Source organism: Mycobacteroides sp. CBMA 271 (assembly GCF_009729205.1).
GTDB lineage: Bacteria > Actinomycetota > Actinomycetes > Mycobacteriales > Mycobacteriaceae > Mycobacterium.
The window spans coordinates 235,926-249,990 of sequence record NZ_VTHB01000005.1; the positions used below are offsets into that span (position 1 = coordinate 235,926).

Here is a 14,065-nt window from a genome sequence, read left to right on the forward strand (position 1 = left end):
CGGCGCACGCCGCGACGACCGTGGTAGCGGCCCCGCACGACCGCGCCGTTCCGAAGACCGCGGCGACGACCGTCCCAGCAGGCCCCGTCGCGCCGAGGACCGCACGCAGGCCCCGCGGAATTTCGGCCCGCACATTCCCGACGAGGTCGAGGCCAAACAGTTGGCGCCGGACGTCCGTGCCGAGCTCCTGAGCCTCGACAAGAACACCGCCGACACCGTGGCCCGGCATATGGTGGCCGCGGGTAACCTGCTCGACGAGGATCCGCAGGCCGCGCTCGACCATGCCAAAGCCGCCAAGAGCCGCGCGGCCCGCATCGCCGGCGTCCGCGAGGCGCTGGGGATCGCCGCATATCACTGCGGCGACTGGGCACTGGCGTTGTCCGAGCTGCGGGCGGCCAAGCGGATGGGCACCCGATCGCCGCTACTGGCGCTCATCGCCGACTGCGAACGGGGAGTGGGCCGGCCCGAGCGGGCCATCGAACTCGCCCGCGGCGACGAGGCCAAGGCCCTGACCGGCGATGCCGCCGATGAATTACGCATCGTCATCGCCGGGGCGCGCGCCGACATGGGTCAGCTCGATCAGGCCTTGGCGGTGCTGTCCACGCCCGCGCCGGATCCGAAGCGTATCGGCGTGGTCGCGGCTCGCCTGTTCTACGCGTACGCCGACATTCTGTTGGCCCTGGACCGCAAAACCGAAGCAGTGCAATGGTTCCTGCACGCCGCCGACGCCGATGCCGAGGGTCACACCGACGCCGAGGATCGGGCCGCCGAGCTTGCCTGACACACTCGTCGACGCATACGACTGTCTGCTCCTTGACCTCGACGGCACGGTTTTCCGGGGCGCCGAACCCACCCCGAATGCCATCGCCTCGCTGGCAGCCGCCGGCGACGTGCGGCAGCTGTACGTCACCAACAACGCCAGCAGATCTGCCCCCGAGGTGGCCGAGCACCTCATCTCATTGGGTTTCGCCGCAGAGCCCGGCGACGTTGTCACCAGTGCCCAGAGCGCCGCGCGGCTGCTCGCGGAAGCACTTCGCCGCGATGACGCCGTCCTGGTTGTGGGCACGGAGGCACTGGCAGCCGAGGTGTCGGCCGTCGGGCTCACCCCGGTGCGCTCCTTCGATAAGGCGCCCCGAGCCGTCGTCCAGGGACATTCGCCCGAAACCTGCTGGGCCATCCTCGCCGAGGCTGCGCTCGCCATTCGCGCCGGTGCCTATTGGGTGGCGGCCAATGTCGACGCAACGCTGCCGACCGAGCGGGGCCTGCTGCCTGGTAACGGGTCCATGGTCGCCGCGCTGCGCACCGCCACCGATGCTGATCCGGTGGTGGCGGGAAAGCCGGGTCGCGCCTTGATGGAGGATGCGTTGGCTCGGGGCAGCTTCGCCCGCCCGCTCGTTGTCGGCGATCGCCTCGACACCGACATCGCCGGGGCCAATGCCGCAGGCCTGCCCAGTCTCATGGTTCTCACCGGCGTGAATAGCGCCATCGACGCGATCTGGGCGGAGGTGACCCACCGGCCGAGGTTTCTGGGGACTGATCTGAGCTCTCTGCACCTGCCGGAAGCCGATGCACGCATCGAATTGAAGGCGTCGTGGCAGGTCACGGTGGATGCGGATCAGATCTCGGTGAGCGCGTTGAACGATTCGGGTTCATCCCTGTCACTGGCGCAGTCGCTGGCAGCCGCGGTGTGGGCCACCGGTGCGGCACCGGCGGTCCGGCCCATCGTCGCCACCGATGACCACACCGAAGAGGTCCTGCGACAGCTTTCTGCCGGATAGTGTGTCGCCGACCCTGCGACGTAGCAGCCATCAACTAGCCTTGAGCGCGATGACCACGCCCAACGACCTTGCGCACGCCGCGGCCCGCCAGACCTCCGGTCCCGACCCTGACGAGGTCAGCTCCCAGGTGCACGCGCTGCTGGGACAGCTCGTCCCACCGTCTGTCGTTGACGGCGCCGAGGCCGAACTGGATCTGGAAACTCAGGCACAGGTCCTTGAGCAGGCGCACGACGTGTTGGTCCGAGCACTGGAATCCGCGGAGCAGGGATAACCATGGCTCGGCACGCCAGGGTCGACGCCGAGTTGGTGCGGCGCGGGCTCGCTCGCTCACGCCAACAGGCCGCCGAACTCATCGACGCGGGGCGAGTCCGCATCGACGGCATTCCCGCATCGAAGGCCGCCACCGCGGTTCCCGCGACTGCTTCCCTGGTGGTGCAAGGGGAATCGGAAGACCGGTGGGTCTCGCGTGGAGCCCACAAACTTCTGGGGGCATTGGATGCCTTTGGCCCCCAAGGGCTTTGCGTAGACGACAAGCGGTGCCTGGATGCCGGCGCGTCGACGGGTGGTTTCACCGAGGTGCTGCTGCGCTCGGGCGCCCGTGAGGTGGTGGCCGCCGACGTGGGGTACGGGCAGCTGGCCTGGTCACTACAGTCCGACGACCGAGTAACCGTGCTGGATCGCACCAATGTGCGTGCCTTGACTCCGGAGCTGATCGGCGGGGCTGCTCAGTTGATCGTTGCCGACCTGTCCTTCATTTCGCTTGCCCTGGTCCTTGACGCGCTGATTGCCTGTGCGACACCGGATGCCGATATCGTGCCGATGGTCAAACCGCAGTTCGAAGTGGGCAAGGAGCTCGTCGGCGCGGGAGGTGTGGTGCGCGATCCGCAGCTGCGCGCCGACGCCGTCGTGTCCGTCGCCCGTCGTGCCCTCGCGCGCGGTTGGCACACCGCGGGAGTGACGGCCAGCCCGCTGCCCGGACCTTCCGGAAACGTCGAATACTTCCTGTGGCTCCGGAAGACAGATTCCGGCCTGGATATCGAGACCGCCGTTGCCGAGGCTATTACGGAAGGGCCGCAGTGATGAGCCGCTTGGGCGAAGAACATGAGACTCACGTGAGCGAACGTAAGATCTTGCTAGTCGCGCATACCGGGCGCGATGAAGTGACCGAAACCGCCCGGCGAGTCGCGAAAACGTTGGGGGAGAACGGTATCGCGCTGCGGGTGTTGACCGCGGAGGCGATCGATCGCGGCCCGGTACACCTGGATCCTGTCGAGTTCCGTTCCCTCGGCGTCGATGTCGAGGTTGTCGATGCCGATCAGGATGCCGCCACCGGCTGCGAGCTGGTGTTGGTGCTGGGCGGAGACGGCACCTTCCTGAGGGCGGCCGATCTGGCGCGCAGCGCCACCGCGCCGGTGCTCGGGGTCAATCTGGGCCGCATTGGATTTCTCGCCGAGGTTGAGGCCGAGGCGATTGACGCCGTACTCACCCATGTCGTCGAGGGCACCTACCGCGTAGAGACCCGGATGACGCTGGACGTTTTGGTCCGCATCGGTGGCGAGGTGGCCGAGCGCGGCTGGGCACTCAACGAAGTGAGCATCGAGAAGGGCCCCCGGCTGGGTGTGCTCGGGGTGGTGCTCGAGGTGGATGCTCGACCCGTGTCGGCCTTCGGATGCGACGGGGTCCTCATCTCGACACCGACGGGTTCGACCGCCTACGCGTTTTCGGCCGGCGGACCAGTCGTGTGGCCCGATTTGGACGCGATCCTGGTGGTGCCCAACAATGCTCACGCCTTGTTTGCCCGGCCGATGGTGACCAGCCCGGCCGCCACCGTCGCGGTCGAGATCGAGCCCGACGGGCATGATGCGCTGCTGTTCTGCGACGGACGCCGGGAGATCCGGGTGCCACCGGGCGGACGAGTCGAGGTGGTCCGCGGGCATCAACCGGTGCTGTGGGCGCGCCTGGACAGCAAGCCGTTCGCCGACCGGGTGGTCCGCAAGTTCCAGTTGCCCGTCAAGGGCTGGCGGGGAAGGTAACCGTGCTTACCGAGATTCGTATCGAGTCCCTGGGCGCCATCCCCGCCGCCACCGCCGAGTTCGACAGCGGCCTGACCGTGCTGACCGGCGAGACCGGAGCCGGTAAAACGATGGTCGTCACCAGCCTGCATCTGCTTGGCGGAGCGCGTGCCGACGCCAACCGGGTGCGAGCGGGCGCAGAGCGCGCCGTCGTCGAAGGACGATTCCTCACCGCGGACCCCCTCGGCGCCGAACCCGCCGAGGTCACCGAACTCTTGGATTCCTCTGGGGCAGAACGCGACGACGACGGCAGCGTCATCGCCGCCCGAACGGTTACCGCCGATGGCCGCTCGCGGGCGTACCTTGGCGGACGCAGCGTGCCCGCCAAATCGCTGGCCGGCTTCACCGCAGGCCTGCTGACGGTGCACGGCCAAAACGACCAGCTGCGATTGATGCGCGCAGAGCAGCAGCTCGCGGCGCTGGACCGATTCGCCTCGGAAGGTCCAGCCAGCATCGAGGCAAAACTCACCACCTACCGCAAGCTGCGCGAGCAGTGGTTGACCGCACGACGCGACCTCATCGACCGCACCAACCGAGCCCGTGAGCTGGCGCAGGAAGCCGACCGGCTCGCCTTCGCGCTCAAGGAAATAGATGCGATCGACCCGAAACCGCTGGAGGACGATCAGCTCACCGCCGATATCCATCGGCTCTCCGAACTCGATGCATTGCGTGACGCGGCGACCTCGGCCCGTGGTGCTCTCGCGGGAGCCGACTACGGCTCGGACAGTGGGGCGGGCGACTCCGATGCGGCGATCGAGCGCATCGCGAAGGCCAAGTCGCTGCTGGAAGCCACCGATGACGCCGCGCTACGGGCCCTGGCGCCCCAATTGACCGAGGCGCTGACCCTGGTCAGTGACGTCTCGCGTGAACTCACTGCCTTCGCCGACGAATTGCCTAGCGATGCAAGCACACTCGAGGACAAGCTGGCCCGCCAAGGTCAGTTGCGCACGCTGACGCGCAAATACGCCGCCGACCTCAACGGCGTGCTTGCCTGGGCTCAGGACGCGCGCACCAGGCTGGCCGAGGTCGACACCTCCGACCAGGCACTCAGCGCTCTATCCCAGCGCGTGGATCTGCTCGCTGGCGAACTCGCTGCCGCGGCAACGGGTCTGAGTAAGGCACGCGCCAAGGCAGCCAAGGCGTTGGGCAAGGCCGTCACCGCCGAGCTGGCCGGATTGGCAATGGATCGGGCCGCATTCACCATCGCTGTCGAGCCGATTCCCGCCAGGGCGGATGATTCGGCGCCGCTGCAGCTCACACCCGGGCAGGCCGTGCACGCGGGGTCTTCGGGCACCGATGCCGTCGAGTTCGGATTCGCGGCACATCACGACAACCCGATGCTGCCGCTGGCCAAGAGCGCCTCCGGTGGCGAGCTGTCACGCGTGATGTTGGCACTCGAGGTAGTACTGGCCGCGTCAACAGCGGGAACCACCATGGTGTTCGACGAAGTCGATGCCGGCGTGGGTGGCCGTGCGGCCGTACAGATTGGCCGACGGCTGGCGAAGCTGGCGCACACCCACCAGGTGATCGTTGTGACGCACCTGCCGCAGGTGGCTGCCTTCGCAGATATCCATCTGACCGTCGACCGGGTGGGCAGCAAGGGGAGCGGTGTCCGGCGTCTCGATGATGAGGACCGAGTGGCCGAGCTCGCCCGGATGTTGGCCGGCCTCGGCGACTCCGACACCGGCCGCGCGCACGCCCGCGAGCTGCTCGACGCGGCCCGCAGCGAGAAGTAGAGCACGCGCCGTACTTCTAGAGCCTAGCTACGCTCCAAACGTCTCTGGTGTGCCCCAACTAGGGGTACGGGAGTGACTAATGTGACAGGTGTTACGGCGCGCCTCCACCTGCTCACCGGCCCATCGCGCCATGATCACCGTCATGAACTTGACCACGATGCTCACTCGTAGCAGCAGTTCAAGGCCTGGCATCGTCGGAACAGTGCGCTCCGATCGAGACATCAACCGGTTGCTGCAACGCTTGAACCCGGGTGACGTCGCCATCATCGACATTCTCGATCTCGACCGCGTCACCGCCGATGCGCTGGTCGACGCGCGGGTAAGCGCCGTGGTCAACGTCTCACCGTCGATCTCCGGGCGCTACCCGAATCTCGGTCCCGAGGTTTTGGTCGCCAACGGCATCACCCTCATCGACAGCATCGGCCCGGACGTCTTCAAGAAGGTCAAGGACGGCTCCACGGTTCGGGTGCACAACGGCGGTATCTACAACGGCGACCGCCGCCTCATCGCCGGGACTCCGCGGACCGACGCAGACATCCACGATCTGATGGCCGACGCCAAGACCGGTCTGGTCGCACACCTGGAAGCCTTCTCCGGGAACACCATCGAATTCATCCGTAGCGAGAGCCCGTTGCTCATCGACGGCATCGGCATCCCCGACGTAGACATCGACCTGCGCAACAGGCACGTCGTGGTGGTCTCCGACGGTGTCGGCGCTGCCTTCGACCTCAAGAACCTCAAGCCGTTCATCAAGGAGTACCAACCCGTTCTCATCGGTGTCGGCACGGGCGCCGACATCCTGCGTAAGGCCGGATACCGACCGCTCATCGTGGTGGGCGACCCGCTGCTGATGAGCACCGATGTCTTGAAATCCGGGGCGCAGGTGGTGCTTCCAGCCGACGCCGACGGACATGCGGCCGGACTCGAACGCATTCAGGATCTGGGCGTCGGCGCGGTGACATTCCCGGCCGCAGGTTCGGCCGCCGACTTGGCCCTGCTGCTGGCCGATCATCATGGGGCATCACTCATCGTCACCGTGGGGCATACCGCGTCCATCGAGGAGTTCTTTGATCGCGAACGCCAGCAGTCGAACCCGTCGACCTTCTTAACCCGACTGAAGGTCGGCGCCAAACTCGTCGACTCCAAAGCCGTTGCGACGCTGTACCGCAACCGCTTCTCCGGCGGGGCAATCGCGTTGCTGATCCTGGCGGTGCTGGTGGCAGTGATCACCATGCTGTGGGTGACCAGCGCGGGTGACAGCGCGGCCGAATGGCTGCTCGCCTACTGGAACCGCCTCATCGTCTGGGCGCAGAACCTAGTCAGCTGACGAGCCACCTTCCACGAGGGACCACACGTGATTACCCTGCGCCAGCATGCAATTTCTCTAGCCGCGGTGTTCTTAGCCCTCGCGGTAGGTGTCGTACTCGGTTCCGGCCTGCTCAACGACACACTGCTGTCGGGGCTGCGTGAGGACAAACGCACCCAGCAGCGGCAGATCGAGGACCTAAACCAGGACAAAAACGCGCTCAACGAAAAGCTCAATGCCGCAAGTAATTTCGATGCCACCATGGCGCCCCGCATGCTCAAGGATGCGCTGAGTGATCGCAAGGTGGTGTTATTCACCACCCCGGAAGCCGACCGCTCCGATGTCGACGCGATCGCCCAGCTGATCACCACGGCCGGCGGCTCGGTGTCAGGCAGGGTCGGGTTGACCGATCAGTTCACCGACGCGAACCAGGGCGAGCGGTTGCGCACCATCGTCAATTCGTCGATCCTGCCCGCCGGGACGCAGCTGCGCACCGACATGGTCGACCAGGGGTCGCAGGCCGGCGACCTGGTGGGCATCGTGCTCCAGCTTCCCGCGCACAAACCAGAGGACCCGGCGCCGCCGGTGACCGATGCGCAGCGGGACACCGCACTGTCGGCCCTGCGCCAGAGCGGATTCATCACCTACACGGATGGACAGGTGTCGGCAGCGAACCTCGCCGTGGTCGTCACCGGGGGAGCACTGCCCGACGACGCCGGAAACAAGGGCTCGACCGTCGCACGCTTCGCCGCTGCACTGGACCGACGTGGATCCGGAACCGTCCTCACCGGACGCAGCGGGTCGGCCACCGGCATCGCATCTATCGCGGTTACGCGGGCCGACGGATCCATGGCCTCCGCGGCTAGCACTGTCGACGACATCGAAATGGCCTCGGGCCGCATCACCACCGTCCTGGCGCTGCGTGAACAGTCCGACGGACACTCCGGTCGGTATGGACTGGGACCGGGAGCTACTTCGATCACCGTGCCGTAGGCACGCATCGAATCGCGTGTCGTGAGCGATCTAAGCCACACCGCGCGGCGTGTTCAGTGCCGGTTGCCGTCGCGTTTGTTAGGGTGAGGTTCCGTGGGTCAGCAGGGCCCCGAGCTATGAAGAATTGCCCTGCGCAGTCGTCACGGGAGCCAACTTGGCAAGTCTTCGCAAGCATCCTCAAACCGCTACCAAGCATCTCTTCGTCAGCGGTGGAGTTGCCTCCTCGCTGGGCAAGGGACTGACTGCCTCCAGCCTCGGGCAGCTGCTCACCTCGCGTGGTTTGCAAGTGACGATGCAGAAACTCGACCCGTATCTCAACGTCGATCCGGGCACCATGAACCCGTTCCAACACGGAGAGGTGTTCGTCACCGAGGACGGAGCCGAGACCGATCTCGACGTCGGGCACTATGAGCGCTTCCTGGACCGCAATCTCTCCGGATCGGCCAATGTCACGACGGGACAGGTTTATTCGTCGGTGATCGCCAAGGAGCGACGCGGGGAGTACCTCGGCGACACCGTGCAGGTGATTCCGCACATCACCGACGAAATCAAGAGCCGTATCCTGGCGATGGCCGAGCCCGATGCCCATGGCAAGCGGCCCGACGTGGTCATCACCGAGATCGGCGGCACGGTCGGCGATATCGAGTCCCAGCCCTTCCTGGAGGCCGCGCGGCAGATCCGCCACGACGTCGGCCGGGACAACGTCTTCTTCCTGCACGTCTCGCTGGTCCCGTACCTCAAGCCGTCCGGCGAGCTCAAGACCAAGCCAACCCAGCACTCCGTGGCCGCGCTGCGCAGCATCGGCATCACCCCCGACGCACTGATCCTGCGGTGCGATCGGGACGTGCCGGAGCCGCTCAAGAACAAGATCGCGCTCATGTGCGACGTCGATGTCGACGGCGTCATCTCCACCCCGGACGCCCCGTCGATCTACGACATTCCCAAGGTGCTGCATCGCGAAGAGCTCGATGCGTATGTGGTGCGCCGGCTCAATTTGCCGTTCCGCGACGTCGATTGGACCGAGTGGGGCGATCTGCTGCAGCGTGTCCATGAACCCAGCGAGTCGGTACGAATCGCCTTGGTGGGCAAGTACATCGACCTACCTGACGCGTACCTATCGGTCACCGAGGCCTTGCGGGCCGGAGGATTCCGGCACCACACGAAGGTCGACATCAAATGGGTGCCCTCGGACAGCTGCGAGACCGAGGCCGGTGCGCAGACCGAACTCGGCGACGTCGACGGTGTGCTGATCCCCGGTGGGTTCGGCATCCGCGGCATCGAGGGCAAGCTCGGCGCCATTCGGTACGCCCGTAAGCGGCGTCTCCCGATACTCGGCCTGTGTCTGGGCCTCCAGTGCATGGTGATCGAGGCGGCGCGCTCGGCGGGTCTGGCCGACGCCAACTCGGCCGAGTTCGATCCCGACACCCCGAGCCCGGTGATCGCCACCATGGCCGATCAGGTTCGGGCCGTCGCCGGTGAGGCGGACCTCGGCGGCACGATGCGCCTCGGCGCCTATCCCGCCGTCCTGGCGCCCGATTCGATCGTCGCGGAGGCGTACGGGTCGACAGAGGTGTCGGAACGGCACAGGCATCGCTACGAGGTGAACAACCCGTACCGCGACAAGATCGCCGAGAGCGGTCTGCGGTTCTCCGGGACATCCCCTGACGGGCATCTGGTGGAGTTCGTGGAATATCCGAGGGATATCCATCCCTTCGCGGTGGCCACCCAGGCTCATCCGGAGCTCAAGAGCCGACCCACCCGCCCGCACCCGCTGTTCGCCGCGTTCATCCGCGCCACCATGGAATACAAAGCGGGCGAGCGCCTTCCGCTGGACCCTGACAGTGACTGATACTGCCTCCGGGGGCCCCGAGGAGGAAGAACGCCACGAGTTCGTCACCCTGGAGTCCGAGCCCATCTACCAAGGCGGGATTCTGGCGCTGCGCCGTGATCGTGTCGCGATGCCCGGCGGCGGCAGCGCGATCCGAGAGGTTGTCGAGCACTACGGGGCGGTGGCCGTCGCAGCGGTTGACGAGATCGGGCAGATCGCGTTGGTGCATCAGTATCGCCATCCGCTCGGGCACCGGCTCTGGGAGCTGCCCGCGGGCCTGCTGGACATCGCAGGCGAGGACGTGCAGCTGGCCGCCGCCCGGGAGTTGCTCGAGGAGGCGGGCGTCGAGGCCACCACCTGGCGGGTACTCGTGGATGCCGCCGCCTCGCCCGGGTTCACCGACGAGGTGGTCAGGGTGTTCCTGGCGACCGGGCTGACGCATCCGGGCCGCGGCGAAAGCCACGACGAAGAGGCCGACATGACGGTGCATTGGCTACCGCTGCCCGACGCGGTATCCATGGTGCTTGCCGGCGAGATCGTCAATGCCATTGCCGCGGCAGGCATTCTGTCCGCACACGTCGCGCTGACCGGCCACCACACTCGCCCCTTCGATGCGCCCTGGCCGGACCGACCGACAGCCTTCGCGGAACGCAAAGCAGCGATATGACAACAGCGGTCGGTGCGCTCGGCGGCGAAATGCAGTCCTATCTGGACCACCTGGATGTGGAACGCGGCGTCGCCGCCAACACGCTCAGCTCGTACCGCCGCGACCTGCGCCGCTACCAACAGCATCTCGCAGAACGCAAGATCGGCCGGCTCGCCGACGTCACCGAACCCGATGTCAGCGACTTCGTCGTCACGCTGCGCCGGGGCGATCCCGACAACGGCGTGCCCGAGCTGTCGGCCTCCTCGGCGGCCCGCGCCCTGATTGCAGTGCGCGGATTACATCGCTTTGCGGCCATCGAAGGGCTGGTACCCATCGATGTGGCTCGCGCCGTCAAACCGCCGACACCCAACCGGCGGCTGCCCAAGAGCCTGACCCTCGACCAGGTCGAGGCACTCCTGGCCGCCGCGGGCGGCGGTCAGACCGGTGCCTGTGTCGGGCCACTCGATCTGCGCAATCGTGCGCTGCTGGAGCTGCTGTACTCGACGGGTGCTCGCATCTCCGAAGCGGTGGGGCTCGATGTCGACGATGTCGACGTGCACGCCCGCTCGGCGCTGCTGTGGGGCAAGGGCGGCAAGCAGCGACTCGTGCCCGTGGGGCGGCCCGCGGTGGAAGCGCTCCAGGCCTATCTGGTGCGTGGACGTCCGGACCTGGCGCGCCGCGGACGAGGTGGCGTCCCGGCAATGTTCCTGAACTCTCGGGGTGGACGGCTCTCACGGCAGAGCGCCTGGCAGGTGCTCGCCGATGCCGCCGAGCGCGCCAAGATCAGCGCGGCGGTGTCCCCGCACACACTGCGGCATTCCTTTGCAACGCACCTCCTAGAGGGTGGCGCCGACGTTCGCGTCGTCCAGGAATTACTCGGCCATGCCTCGGTGACGACCACACAGATCTACACACTGGTCACGGTGAGTTCGCTGCGCGAAGTATGGGCCGGTGCGCACCCCCGCGCGCGATAACTGGTGCCGGCGCTCTTCACGCAAGCGACTCATCGCAGCCCGCATGCGCGGGTTGCCGCTATCTGCGGTCGCAACCCCACTAGACTTGCCCGAATGCCACCGATGAGGCGCTCGCGCGAAGAGAATCAAGCACCGTGAGCCCCTCGCGCGAAGAGGATCAGGCAGTGGACCGGGAGGTGACGTGACGGACCAGGATGTCGACGCCGACTTCCCCGCCGAAGACGCTGACCTCGACCTCACGGGTCGTCCACCTAAGGACATTCCCCGGCCCAAGCCGCTGACGTCGCATGGGCCGGCCAAGGTCATTTCGATGTGCAACCAGAAGGGCGGGGTGGGCAAGACCACGTCGACCATCAATCTGGGTGCCGCACTGGCCGGGTTTGGGCGCCGTGTGCTGTTGGTGGACCTCGACCCGCAGGGTGCACTGTCGGCAGGTCTGGGAATCGCTCATTACGAGCTGGACACCACAGTGCACAACCTGCTGGTAGAGCCGCGGGTCTCGGTCGACGACGTGCTCATCCGCACCCGCGTCGACGGGCTCGACCTAATTCCTAGCAATATCGATCTCTCCGCGGCCGAAATCCAGCTGGTCAACGAGGTCGGTCGCGAGCACTCGCTGGCACGGGCGCTGCATCCGGTGCTCGACCGCTACGACTATGTGCTCATCGACTGCCAGCCATCGCTGGGGCTGCTCACCGTGAATGCGCTGGCCTGCTCCGACGGCGTCGTCATCCCGATGGAGTGCGAATACTTCTCGCTGCGTGGGCTGGCGTTGCTCGATGACACGGTCGGCAAGGTGCGCGATCGGCTCAATCCCAAGCTGTCGGTGTCCGGAATCGTGATCACGATGTTCGATACCCGCACCCTGCATTCGCGCGAGGTCATGGAACGGGTGGTCGGCCAATTCGGCGAGCTGGTCTTCCGTACCGTCATCACCCGCACCGTCCGGTTCCCGGAGACCAGCGTCGCAGGCGAGCCGATCACGACGTGGGCGCCCAAGTCCACGGGCGCTCTGGCGTACATTTCGTTAGCCCGCGAGGTAATCGACCGGTTCGAGCCGTGACCGTGGATCTGGAGAAGCCGCGGGAGGCCCCCGCGGCTGACACCGCGGTGCCCGAGCCCGATGTCGCCGACGCTGCGGCTCCCGAGCCCGCCAAAGCGCGTGGCTTCCAGATCCAGCTCACCAATTTCACCGGCCCGTTCGACCTACTGCTGCAACTGATTTCGCAGCATCGACTCGATGTCACCGAGGTTGCGCTGCATCAGGTGACCGACGAGTTCATCGCCTACACCAAATCCCTGGGGGACACCTACAGCCTCGATGAGGTCACCGCGTTCCTGGTGGTGGCGGCCACACTGTTGGACCTGAAGGCCGCCCGTCTGCTGCCCTCCGGTCAGGTGGATGACGACAGTGATCTGGCACTGCTGGAAATCCGCGACCTGCTGTTCGCCCGGCTGCTGCAGTACCGGGCGTTCAAACATGTGGCCGAGATGTTCGCCGAGCTGGAGGCCGCCGCCCTGCGGTCGTACCCGCGTGCGGTGGCACTGGAGGAGCGGTTCAGCGAGCTGCTCCCGCCGGTCCACATCGGATTGGACGCGGCCCAGTTCGCCGAGCTCGCGGCGGGCGCGTTCACCCCTCGGCCGGTGCCGACAGTGGGACTAAGTCATCTGCATGTGTCACGCGTATCTGTGCCCGAACACGCCAAACGGATGGTCGAATTACTCGCCGAACGTGGTGCAGGACAATGGATGACGTTCACCGAACTGGTGGCCGAATGCTCGGCCCCCATCGAGATCGTGGCCCGATTCCTGGGCGTACTCGAGTTGTACCGATCCAAGACGGTATTATTTGAGCAATCCGAACCGCTTGGACCGCTCCAAGTTTCATGGACCGGTGAGCGCCCGGCGCAGGATGATCTAGAAAAGGCAGTGGACTACACATGAGCGAGCAGACGACCTCGGTTCAGGAGGCTCAGAAGTTCGGTGAGTCCACCGAGCTCGACACTCCCGTGGATTCCATCGAAGCGCCTGGCGAGGCCTCCGAACTTCAGGACAGCGACGCCGAGGTCGACGCACCAGAATCTGACGAATTCGTCCCGATGACCGACGACGAACTCGTCAGCACCCTCGAAGCCCTGCTGCTGGTGGTCGACACTCCGATCAGCGCCGCGGCCCTGGCCTCCATTCTCGCCCAACCGCTAGTTCGCGTCGCCGAAGCGCTACAACGGATTTCCGAAATCCTGACCGACCGCACCAGCGGTATCGACCTGCGGGAGACCGCCGACGGCTGGCGCATGTACACCCGCGCCCAGTACGCCCCCTACGTCGAGAAGCTGCTGCTAGACGGGGCGCGCTCCAAGCTGACCCGTGCCGCACTGGAGACGCTGGCCGTGGTGGCGTATCGCCAACCCGTGACACGTTCCCGCGTCAGCGCCGTCCGCGGTGTGAATGTGGACGCCGTCATGCGCACCCTGCTGATGCGCGGCTTGATCGCCGAGGCCGGCACCGACGACGATTCCGGGGCGGTCATGTTCCGTACCACCGAGCTATTCCTAGAGCGGCTCGGACTGACCTCGCTGTCGGACCTGCCCGATATTGCGCCGCTCCTCCCCGGTATCGACGTCATCGACGACCTCACCGAGAATCTCAGCGACGAGCCGAGATTCGCGCGTCTGAACCGCGCACCCACCGAGGCGGTTGCACCCGCCTTCACAGTTGATCAGGACTGACCC

14 protein-coding genes are annotated in these 14,065 nt (G+C 66.3%); all 14 read left to right on the top strand.

All coding sequences use genetic code 11. The features are described 5' to 3' along the window. Nucleotides 1–133 precede the first annotated feature (133 nt). Nucleotides 134–781 (top strand): tetratricopeptide repeat protein, encoded by a 648-nt coding sequence (locus tag FZI91_RS14895; RefSeq protein WP_162526097.1) that lies wholly within the window; start codon nucleotides 134–136, stop codon nucleotides 779–781. Beyond that, nucleotides 774–1,778: an HAD-IIA family hydrolase gene (locus FZI91_RS14900; protein ID WP_155939766.1), complete on the top strand. Its 1,005-nt coding sequence runs from the start codon at nucleotides 774–776 to the stop codon at nucleotides 1,776–1,778. Before FZI91_RS14895 ends, FZI91_RS14900 begins: the two co-directional genes overlap by 8 nt. Before the next feature lie 49 nt (nucleotides 1,779–1,827). Beyond that, nucleotides 1,828–2,049 carry a hypothetical protein gene (locus FZI91_RS14905; protein WP_155939767.1) on the top strand — a complete coding sequence of 74 codons (222 nt, stop codon included), beginning with the start codon at nucleotides 1,828–1,830 and terminating at the stop codon, nucleotides 2,047–2,049. Between the two features lie 2 nt (nucleotides 2,050–2,051). Beyond that, complete coding sequence (locus tag FZI91_RS14910; RefSeq protein ID WP_155939768.1) at nucleotides 2,052–2,858, top strand: TlyA family RNA methyltransferase; 807 nt, start codon at nucleotides 2,052–2,054, stop codon at nucleotides 2,856–2,858. Further along, the gene (locus FZI91_RS14915) at nucleotides 2,858–3,811 is read left to right on the top strand and encodes an NAD kinase (RefSeq protein ID WP_155939769.1); all 954 of its coding nucleotides are present in this window, start codon (nucleotides 2,858–2,860) and stop codon (nucleotides 3,809–3,811) included. The genes FZI91_RS14910 and FZI91_RS14915 overlap by 1 nt, the downstream gene beginning before the upstream one ends. Before the next feature lie 2 nt (nucleotides 3,812–3,813). Continuing rightward, on the top strand, nucleotides 3,814–5,586 hold the full coding sequence (gene recN / locus FZI91_RS14920; RefSeq protein WP_162526072.1) for a DNA repair protein RecN: 1,773 nt from the start codon (nucleotides 3,814–3,816) through the stop codon (nucleotides 5,584–5,586). A gap of 142 nt (nucleotides 5,587–5,728) precedes the next feature. Beyond that, nucleotides 5,729–6,913 carry a putative cytokinetic ring protein SteA gene (gene steA / locus FZI91_RS14925; RefSeq protein ID WP_162526071.1) on the top strand — a complete coding sequence of 395 codons (1,185 nt, stop codon included), beginning with the start codon at nucleotides 5,729–5,731 and terminating at the stop codon, nucleotides 6,911–6,913. 27 nt (nucleotides 6,914–6,940) lie between these two features. Then, nucleotides 6,941–7,885, top strand: a complete 945-nt coding sequence (locus FZI91_RS14930; RefSeq protein ID WP_162526070.1) for a copper transporter — start codon at nucleotides 6,941–6,943, stop codon at nucleotides 7,883–7,885. A 154-nt stretch (nucleotides 7,886–8,039) separates the two neighbouring features. Continuing rightward, nucleotides 8,040–9,734: a CTP synthase gene (locus tag FZI91_RS14935; RefSeq protein ID WP_162526069.1), complete on the top strand. Its 1,695-nt coding sequence runs from the start codon at nucleotides 8,040–8,042 to the stop codon at nucleotides 9,732–9,734. Next, nucleotides 9,727–10,380, top strand: coding sequence for an NUDIX hydrolase (locus FZI91_RS14940; protein WP_162526068.1), 654 nt, complete (start codon nucleotides 9,727–9,729; stop codon nucleotides 10,378–10,380). Before FZI91_RS14935 ends, FZI91_RS14940 begins: the two co-directional genes overlap by 8 nt. After that, a complete protein-coding gene (gene xerD, locus FZI91_RS14945; protein ID WP_155939773.1) occupies nucleotides 10,377–11,333 on the top strand; it encodes a site-specific tyrosine recombinase XerD in 957 nt (318 codons plus the stop codon). Before FZI91_RS14940 ends, xerD begins: the two co-directional genes overlap by 4 nt. Before the next feature lie 181 nt (nucleotides 11,334–11,514). Beyond that, nucleotides 11,515–12,396, top strand: coding sequence for a ParA family protein (locus FZI91_RS14950; RefSeq protein ID WP_162526067.1), 882 nt, complete (start codon nucleotides 11,515–11,517; stop codon nucleotides 12,394–12,396). Then, nucleotides 12,393–13,277 (top strand): ScpA family protein, encoded by an 885-nt coding sequence (locus tag FZI91_RS14955; RefSeq protein WP_162526066.1) that lies wholly within the window; start codon nucleotides 12,393–12,395, stop codon nucleotides 13,275–13,277. Before FZI91_RS14950 ends, FZI91_RS14955 begins: the two co-directional genes overlap by 4 nt. After that, nucleotides 13,274–14,062, top strand: a complete 789-nt coding sequence (gene scpB / locus FZI91_RS14960; RefSeq protein ID WP_155939774.1) for an SMC-Scp complex subunit ScpB — start codon at nucleotides 13,274–13,276, stop codon at nucleotides 14,060–14,062. Before FZI91_RS14955 ends, scpB begins: the two co-directional genes overlap by 4 nt. Nucleotides 14,063–14,065 lie beyond the last annotated feature (3 nt).